This is a genomic window from Pelagicoccus sp. SDUM812003 (genome assembly GCF_031127815.1).
Classification (GTDB): domain Bacteria; phylum Verrucomicrobiota; class Verrucomicrobiia; order Opitutales; family Opitutaceae; genus Pelagicoccus.
In genome coordinates this window covers 1-7548 of record NZ_JARXHY010000034.1, presented here as the reverse complement: position 1 = coordinate 7548, position 7548 = coordinate 1, and the positions used below count along the sequence as shown (strand labels likewise).

Genomic DNA, 7548 nt, shown 5'->3' with positions numbered 1-7548 from the left:
CGTTTCAGGTCAGAAACGTTGATGTTCATGTGGTGGAGCAGGCCTCTGTGTGGATTCATAAATTTGTTTTGCAGAACGTGAAAGCCATACGCGGAGGTCAGTCGCGGAGCGACTGGCCGGAGTTGTATGGGCTGACTGGTTCGAAATCTTCTTTTCTGTCGGTTGCAATGATCTCAACTTTGAGGATGACCGATCCATTGACTCCCTCGATATAGATCAATTCTTCTGGTTCGCCGTTTACAATTGTGTTTGGATATTTGAATCGCTTGGTGTGGATAGACTCTTGTTGGTAGTTAGATCCAATTCCTCCTCCCGATTCGTTGGTTCCTGATCCGACGTACACGTAAAGAGAATCGTTTCCTGAGCTGTTGCGCTCTGTCTTCTGTACAAGTGTAACTTTGTATTCTTTGGATTTGTTCGGCTCGAAGATGGTTCTTGTGGAACCATTCTCTGTGACGCGAATTCCCCAGTATTTTGGATCTTCAACGCTGAACCTGATGTTTGCGGCATCGGCTCCGAGATGTTCTTTGACCTGATTGTTACTGAGAGGGGTTACTTCGGATTGGATGATTTCGCACCTCAACGAAGACGCGGCAAATAGGGCGAGGGGTAACAAGAGTCTTTTCATTTTTTCTCTTCGAACGTGAAAGCCATACGCGGAAGTCAGCGCGGAGCGCTGGCTGGAGTTGTATGGGCTGACTGGTTAAGTATTCTTCTTTCTCGCTTTTTCGATTCCTCCGAAGACTTCTTCATTGATTGCGATTTCGTCCAGTGCTTCCTGCTCTTCTCTGTTCGGTAGCTTATACTTTTCGATCAAATCAGTTACATGTCGAACATCCTGTATTTCAGACTTACAAGATTCTACTTCGATGGTTAGCTTTTCGATAGAATCGATTAGTTCTTCGTGCCGTTTTATTCTTTCCGCTTCTGCCAGGTTTTCAATGTTTTGTCTTAATTTCAGAGAATCGAGTATCGCTGAAATTTTCAGTAGCATGAAGAATAGAAGTAGGACCGCGATTCCGATCAGAATGGTTGTTGGGTCCAAATTATTCATTTCTACTTAACGTGAAGGTGATACGCGGAGGTCAGTCGCGGAGCGACTGGCCGGAGTTGTATCGACCGACTGGTTCGACCAATTCTTCAATTCTGTTGGTTGGATATAGCTCACGATAGAGGTTACTTCTGTAGAGCTCATCCCTGAAATTGAGCAACACGTAGTAGTGGTCACCTCTTTGTCTGAGCGCTAGTGATAGAGACTTGTCGTTCTGCTTGTTCAAAAGCACGTGCACTTGGCCTTGGTTGAGATGGATTGAATGTGGACTCAACTGATCTAATTTTTCCGGAATCAGCTTCTTGTCATTCCCTGAAACGATCTTTTCACCTCGAAAGGTTAAGCTCTCTTTCGATAGGAAGACCATCGCATCTAGCAAATCTTCCAGATCTTCGGATTGTAGCTCGGACACCTCCTGAAATGTCTCTTCGATAGTTGGTCCATAGACGAATCGGTGGACTACCGCAAAGAACATCAACAACAGTGGGATGCATGACAAGATGAGAAAGAAGTAGAACTTCGATGAATACTTCTTGGTTGGTGGGCTAGTGTGGTACCATATGAGTCCTAGGACGCCAATCGCTAGTATGACGACTGAAGACCAAATCAAAACGTTCCAATCTCTTGGCTCTACGATTATGATTTGGTGAGCTAGGTGAAAGTTATTCATTTGTTTCCGTCGAACGTGAAAGCCATACGCGTAGGTCAGTCGCGGAGCGACTGGCCGGAGTTGTATGGGCTGCCTTGTTGGGCTATTAGTTCTTTCTGGTATGCCTCTCGGCAATCCGATGAAGGGATTGGAGTATCAAATCTCAATGTGCTTGCTGAGCCTGAGGCATCGATCAACTTGCGGAACCTGATGATGTCACATTCGGGCAATTTGACGTGATAGCTTTCCAGTTCTGTTCCGAACTCGTCATTGGTCGTTACCACAAACTGAAAACCGATTCGTTTGTAGAAGGATTCAGTCCCATTTCCGGCGCTCGTCATGATTAGATCCCAATTCTTCTGTGGCTTGAGGAAGCAGATCCGAGCACACAACAGCATCGTTCCTAGACCTTTTCTTTGGTAGTCGGGATCTATCAGCCCAAAGGATAAGGCTGCCATTGTTATTTCATCAGTGTACTCAAGAAGGCAGATTCCTCCTGTCCCGACCACCTTTGAATCTTCTTCTATGACTAGAACGATTGCTTCCTCATTCTTAAGGTAGTCTTGAAACTTGCTAAGATAGTTGGGTGGGAATCTCCCGCTCTCGTTTTTTGAATAGATCTCGGAACAGACGTCGTAGTCGGTGGGAAGGTACTCCCTGATTCTTGCTCGAGGGAAGGGCTTCGAGAATGCATAGTAGTCGAGCAGTGGGGTACCGTACTTAAGAGTTCTGTATCCGTTTCTCAGTTTCATTTTGTTTCTGCCCAACGTCGAGGTGTCACGCGGAGATAGTCGCGGAGCGACTATCGGAGTTGTGACGACCGTCTTGTTCACCTCTTCTTAGTTCTTCTTGTAGTGATTCGTCTTCGGAGATCTTCATGATTCTTTTCTTCGCTTTTAGAAACGTGCCTTCGGCTGACTTCGGTCTTCGGATTTCTTCTTCTCTCTTCTTCTTTTAGTTTCTTCTTCTCGCATCGTTACCGGTCGACGAGGTTCGCGCTGACTTGGAGTGCTTCGATTCGTAAGTCTTCGATAGTTATTCTTCTAGCTTCGGGAACGTCGATTCGGCTGATTCGGGAAGTTGCGATTCATGATTCCGATGCAGGATCTAATCGCTTCGATTTCGTAATTCTCCAGTGCCATACTTTTCTTTCGCTTCCCATTACTTGGTGAACGCTAAGCTGATACGCGAGGGCTCGAAAACCGTCGTGAAAGAGTAGGGTGAGATACGTCCTTGCTGTGTCCACAACTCGGGCGCTTGGCCCGAGTTGTATCGAGCGACTTGTTCACACATTCTTTCATTTCGTTTCTTTGGAGGCTAGGAACTTTTTGACCATTTCGTGGATCGATGGTTTTGCGTATTCGACAGTCAATTCCATCTGCTCAGTTACAATGTCATAGTACTTACTTCCAGTGCCTGAGTACTCTTTCTTTAGCTTTCTAAGATCAATCGCTCCCGCGTCCTCGAGTGCTCCAAGTGAACGGTTGAAGCCAGGGGTTAGTAATCCCTTTAGGAGTTTTGCGATTTCCGCTTCTAGTTCTTTTTCCATTCTTTTGTGAACGTGAAGTCCATACGCGTAGGCTAGCGCGGAGCGCTGGCCGAAGTTGTATGGGACGACTGGATGGACATTCTTTTTCTGGTTTTAGGGTTTTGATTCCTATGAGCTAACTCTCCTCGTATTCTGCTAGATCGTCGAGTCTTCGCACATGAGGATTTTTCTTTTGGTCGGGGTAGGGCAGAGTGGGAATGTCGAAGTCGTCAGTGCAGGGATTTTCTTTGTTTTCTGATCTTTTCTTTTTCTTCGAGGTTGTTGTTGGAAATTTCGGAAGAGATTCCGTGTAAAGGGGCTTTGATCGTGAGACTCAGACCTTTCGTATCAGGATTTTTGGGATTTCTAGATTCGATTCCTTCGGTTTGTTCAAATAGTCGATTTTTCAAAATTTTCGACCCCTTCGGGGTAAGCGTAACATGCGTAACGCCATAGTCGCTTCGCTCATTTTTTCGTCCATCGTGAAAGCCATACGCGTAGGTCAGCGCGGAGCGCTGGCCGGAGTTGTATGGGCTGACTGGTTAGCTAAAATTTCTCCTATTGATTTTCCTTTCAGAGATTCTGGCCAAATCAACAACTCATCTCCCACATCTTCTTTTGAATCTGTGACTCGGAAGATCGCTAAAACTCTCCCGTCATCGGAATCAAATATGAGAATGTACTCATTTGTCTGATTTCTAAACGATATGAGTGGTACCGCAACTCCGGCTCGAGTGAAGTATCCTAGTGAGTCCTGGATATCTTTGAGAAAGCATCCCTCAGGTAAATTGGATATCTCTTCTTCTGAGAGTTTTGAGTGACCACTTTTTTCTTCTTGGTCGTTACCGACTGCGCAAGCTGTAGCGAGAAAACAGAACAAAACTGAGATGAGGTTTTTCATATTCTAGCTAACGTGAAAGCCATACGCGGAAGTCAGCGCGGAGCGCTGGCTGGAGTTGTATGGGCTGACTGGTTCGACCTTTGAGGTTTCATTTGAAAAAGCGTCTCCATACACTCTTCGGCTTGGGTGGTTCTGGAAAAGACTCTTTAGTTATGTTCTTCACTTTGGTTTTCTCGCCTCCGGTGTGAGTCCAAACTGTTATCTCGACTCGATTTTACTCATCCCATTCTATTCTTCTGACAAGCCCATCACCCGAGTCCACTGTGATTTCGATTTCTGTTTGAAGATCGAAAACTACGATTCGGTAGAGCGGATTTCCTTTCGCGATTCTGAGCTGATTCGCAGCAAAAAATCTAGAGTCCTTGCTGAAAGCCATCGCTTCTCCAAATTCTCTTCCGTCGAGCTGAAAGCTCGTTTCTTTTAATTCAATCCTTCCAAAGAGTGGACTTCCCATTCGCACTTCTTGGAAGTCTGTGCAAATCACTTCAAATTGTCCGTTGGGTGATTTCATTATCTTTCGTCGAACGTGAAGGTCATACGCGCAGGTCAGCGCGGAGCGCTGGCCGGAGTTGTATGGACCGACTGGTTCTGCTCTTCTTTCTTTGTTTTTTCATCGTACAGTTTCGCAACCAACTTATCGAGTATCTCTAGGTTCTTTTCATTGGAATTCCGAAAGCTAAACTTCACATCCATTCCATATCTAGTGAACGGTTCGCCATCGGTTCCGTGATAGAGCTCGCCACTGAAACGGTCTCCATCGAATCTAATCCGATATTTTTCTTTCCATACATTTTCTACGATTCCTGAGTCTCTTATCGCTTTCACGGCTTCTTCGATTTCGATGGGTTTTTCGCGATAAGAGGATGTCGTAATTTTCGAATCAGCACACCCAACCAGGAGGGAAACGATCAATGTGAAAAGTGCTGGTTTGAGGATTGGATGCATTATTATTTTTGCAGAACGTCGAGTGCATACGCGGAGGCTAGCGCGGAGCGCTGGCCGGAGTTGTATGGCACGACTGGTTCGAATTCATTCTTTTTCTAGTTCGTTGAGGCATTTCGCTTCTTTGTATTTTATAGCCTTCAACTCCCTTTTTATTCTTTCGTCATTGATTCGTTCATCTCTGAAGCCAGGCCAGTCAGGACACTTTTCTCTCAACTCTGTCCATTCTTCTTCAAATCTTAGCTCTTCCTTATCTAGACTTAGCTCCGAACGGTGGGCGATCGGTTTGGCTAGGACCATCAAGCATCTCAGGAAATTCTCTCTATCTTTTTCTTGGCTTGGAAGTTCGTCGCTCCAGAAGAAACCACCACGTAAAATGTCGTACTTGTGGGTCGCGTGTGGATCGAATGACATGCCTCGGAGTATTTCGTATACCGCTTCAGTCTTCATTTTTCTTCGAACGTCAAAGCCATACGCGGAGGTCAGTCGCGGAGCGACTGGCCGGAGTTGTATGGGCTGCCTGGTTGGGCTTCATTTCTTTAGTAAGTGGTTGATCGAAAGCCGAGAAAATCTCTTTTCTCTATTCGAGTAGAAGAGGTACAAAACTACTAGGAAAGCAAGGAAGCCAAAACCCCAAGCTAAGCTAGCTACGAAAAACATAGATATCATACATAGGCAAACTATCGCCATTGCTGAAAGTGCCATCCATAGGAAGAATCTTTTTTGTTTTATTATTAGGAAAAAGAAAGAAGTCACCATCACGACAAACGCCCAAAGCAAAAGAGCGTGGAAGAACTGTTTTGTGCTAAACGTTCCGTTCTCTAGGATACTGAAAAACTGAGAAGTCTCTTGGGTCGCTGAAAATCCCGCAAGCAGAGCAAGAAGTGGATACGCGAATAGCTTAAGCTTGTGGTCGGTTTCTTTCATTTCTTTTGCCCAACGTGAAAGCCATACGCGGAAGTCAGCGCGGAGCGCTGGCTGGAGTTGTATGGGCTGGCTGGTTCTACTTTTTTTCTTTTTTGAAAGAGAATCCCCCGAACCATAGTTCATCTTCTTCGCTGACATAGAAAGTAAAGTACTTAACTTTTCCTTCTACTTCTTTTTTCGACAGGATAAATCTGTCATGAATTTCGATTGCGAAGGTTTCTGTTCGATCACCAATGACCATCTTCAATTCGTTATTTTCTATTATTATTTCCTGATCGAGCGTCTGAATCGCTGAGGGTGGGAGATCCTCGAGTGGAAAGTCGTAGACTGGCTTGTAGGTGCCATCGAAATCGGAAGCGTAACAGGCTGATCCGATGAGTAGGAAAACGAGTAGGATTGATTTCATAAATTTCTGTAGAACGTGAAAGCCATACGCGGAGGTCATCGCGGAGCGATGGCCGGAGTTGTATGGGCTGCCTGGTTGGCACAACTTTTCCTTAGTTTCAGTTTATCAATCGATTTGAGTACCTCATCTCGATTCTTCGCAGATTTCATCCATGCTGGAAACCTGCTGGCTAGCGTCCCATTTCTAATTTCGTCTTCGTTCTCTTTTCTTGGTCTTTTTCTATGAGTGGCCTCAACGTATGACCTTAGAAAATCCAGATGCTTTTCGTTTAGCGCGTAGAGTATGTGACCGCAGGAACTAGCCAAGAACCACAACCTGTATCCAAAGTATGGGTCTTTGTCTGTTATGCCTCCTATACCTTGCTCGTTCCACTCTTTTTGCTTCCCGCATTTCGTGCAGGAGAACCGCCGTGGCGAAAACATCCAGCTCTTGTCTGAGACGTTCCTAACGATTGCATGCGATTCACAATCGGGACACTCGACATCGATTGAATCATAGAAATCGTAGATGGTCTCGTTGCCGTCTGTAAATTCTTTGGTCACTTTATTTCTGCCAACGTGAAAGCCATATGCGGAAGTCAGCGCGGAGCGCTGGCTGGAGTTGTATGGGCTGACTGGTTAGCCTAATTTTACTTTTCCTCCAAATGCGATTCTTCCCGATGCTTCAGGAAGATACAAAATGTGAATGTTCTCAACCGGTCGGTTGAGGATTTTGGAGAACTCACTGGAAAACAACATGATCTCGTTCGTTCTTGTTTTCATGTCTTCATTTTTTGATTTCAGGATCTCCACAAAAACAGGAGAAGGAGCATCTCTCTCATCGATTCCGTTCTCTGCGTAATTGTTTTTAGGAATTGGGTGAAGTCGGACCCAGACTGTACCTGGAGCACTAGCAAGAATAGATGCTGCTTTATTCGCAAGTCGTTGAGCCAAATCGGAATCGAGTATTTCCGACTCTTGAAGTACGATACTGAAATCGAGAATGGGCATTCTATTCTTTTCTGGCTAACGTGAAGGTCATACGCGGAGGTCAGCGCGGAGCGCTGGCCGGAGTTGTATGGACCGACTTCCATGAGAAGGCACTGCAAGTTAATAATATAAAGGAGTTCACGACTTTTGTATATCAAGTCATCTGGGTGTCGGAT

13 protein-coding genes are annotated in these 7548 nt (G+C 45.4%); all 13 read right to left on the bottom strand.

The features are described 5' to 3' along the window. Positions 1–97 precede the first annotated feature (97 nt). Positions 98–628: a hypothetical protein gene (locus QEH54_RS22295; RefSeq protein WP_309020939.1), complete on the bottom strand. Its 531-nt coding sequence runs from the start codon at positions 626–628 to the stop codon at positions 98–100. Positions 629–703: 75 nt separating this feature from the next. Beyond that, positions 704–1054, bottom strand: coding sequence for a hypothetical protein (locus QEH54_RS22290; protein ID WP_309020938.1), 351 nt, complete (start codon positions 1052–1054; stop codon positions 704–706). A 31-nt stretch (positions 1055–1085) separates the two neighbouring features. Beyond that, entirely contained in the window at positions 1086–1550 is a 465-nt protein-coding gene (locus tag QEH54_RS22285) for a hypothetical protein (protein WP_309020937.1), read from the bottom strand. A gap of 206 nt (positions 1551–1756) precedes the next feature. Next, positions 1757–2452 carry a GNAT family N-acetyltransferase gene (locus QEH54_RS22280; RefSeq protein WP_309020936.1) on the bottom strand — a complete coding sequence of 232 codons (696 nt, stop codon included), beginning with the start codon at positions 2450–2452 and terminating at the stop codon, positions 1757–1759. 545 nt (positions 2453–2997) lie between these two features. Then, the gene (locus QEH54_RS22275; protein ID WP_309020935.1) at positions 2998–3249 is read right to left on the bottom strand and encodes a hypothetical protein; all 252 of its coding nucleotides are present in this window, start codon (positions 3247–3249) and stop codon (positions 2998–3000) included. 481 nt (positions 3250–3730) lie between these two features. Continuing rightward, a complete protein-coding gene (locus QEH54_RS22270; protein WP_309020934.1) occupies positions 3731–4129 on the bottom strand; it encodes a hypothetical protein in 399 nt (132 codons plus the stop codon). Positions 4130–4343: 214 nt separating this feature from the next. Continuing rightward, the gene (locus QEH54_RS22265) at positions 4344–4640 is read right to left on the bottom strand and encodes a hypothetical protein (RefSeq protein WP_309020933.1); all 297 of its coding nucleotides are present in this window, start codon (positions 4638–4640) and stop codon (positions 4344–4346) included. A 35-nt stretch (positions 4641–4675) separates the two neighbouring features. Further along, positions 4676–5074, bottom strand: a complete 399-nt coding sequence (locus tag QEH54_RS22260; protein WP_309020932.1) for a hypothetical protein — start codon at positions 5072–5074, stop codon at positions 4676–4678. Between the two features lie 84 nt (positions 5075–5158). Continuing rightward, on the bottom strand, positions 5159–5521 hold the full coding sequence (locus tag QEH54_RS22255; RefSeq protein WP_309020931.1) for a hypothetical protein: 363 nt from the start codon (positions 5519–5521) through the stop codon (positions 5159–5161). An 81-nt stretch (positions 5522–5602) separates the two neighbouring features. After that, positions 5603–6136 (bottom strand): hypothetical protein, encoded by a 534-nt coding sequence (locus QEH54_RS22250; RefSeq protein ID WP_309020930.1) that lies wholly within the window; start codon positions 6134–6136, stop codon positions 5603–5605. Further along, positions 6075–6404 (bottom strand): hypothetical protein, encoded by a 330-nt coding sequence (locus QEH54_RS22245; protein ID WP_309020929.1) that lies wholly within the window; start codon positions 6402–6404, stop codon positions 6075–6077. The genes QEH54_RS22250 and QEH54_RS22245 overlap by 62 nt, the downstream gene beginning before the upstream one ends. Positions 6405–6439: 35 nt before the next feature. Then, complete coding sequence (locus QEH54_RS22240; protein WP_309020928.1) at positions 6440–6946, bottom strand: hypothetical protein; 507 nt, start codon at positions 6944–6946, stop codon at positions 6440–6442. A 75-nt stretch (positions 6947–7021) separates the two neighbouring features. Next, a complete protein-coding gene (locus tag QEH54_RS22235) occupies positions 7022–7393 on the bottom strand; it encodes a hypothetical protein (RefSeq protein WP_309020927.1) in 372 nt (123 codons plus the stop codon). Between the last annotated feature and the right edge of the window lie 155 nt (positions 7394–7548).

Coding starts and splice junctions, on each gene's coding strand:
- QEH54_RS22295 (WP_309020939.1), bottom strand. CDS start 628: ATGAAAAGACTCTTGTTACCCCTCGCCCTATTTGCCGCGTCTTCGTTG.
- QEH54_RS22290 (WP_309020938.1), bottom strand. CDS start 1,054: ATGAATAATTTGGACCCAACAACCATTCTGATCGGAATCGCGGTCCTA.
- QEH54_RS22280 (WP_309020936.1), bottom strand. CDS start 2,452: ATGAAACTGAGAAACGGATACAGAACTCTTAAGTACGGTACCCCACTG.
- QEH54_RS22275 (WP_309020935.1), bottom strand. CDS start 3,249: ATGGAAAAAGAACTAGAAGCGGAAATCGCAAAACTCCTAAAGGGATTA.
- QEH54_RS22270 (WP_309020934.1), bottom strand. CDS start 4,129: ATGAAAAACCTCATCTCAGTTTTGTTCTGTTTTCTCGCTACAGCTTGC.
- QEH54_RS22265 (WP_309020933.1), bottom strand. CDS start 4,640: ATGAAATCACCCAACGGACAATTTGAAGTGATTTGCACAGACTTCCAA.
- QEH54_RS22260 (WP_309020932.1), bottom strand. CDS start 5,074: ATGCATCCAATCCTCAAACCAGCACTTTTCACATTGATCGTTTCCCTC.
- QEH54_RS22255 (WP_309020931.1), bottom strand. CDS start 5,521: ATGAAGACTGAAGCGGTATACGAAATACTCCGAGGCATGTCATTCGAT.
- QEH54_RS22250 (WP_309020930.1), bottom strand. CDS start 6,136: ATGTCAGCGAAGAAGATGAACTATGGTTCGGGGGATTCTCTTTCAAAA.
- QEH54_RS22245 (WP_309020929.1), bottom strand. CDS start 6,404: ATGAAATCAATCCTACTCGTTTTCCTACTCATCGGATCAGCCTGTTAC.
- QEH54_RS22235 (WP_309020927.1), bottom strand. CDS start 7,393: ATGCCCATTCTCGATTTCAGTATCGTACTTCAAGAGTCGGAAATACTC.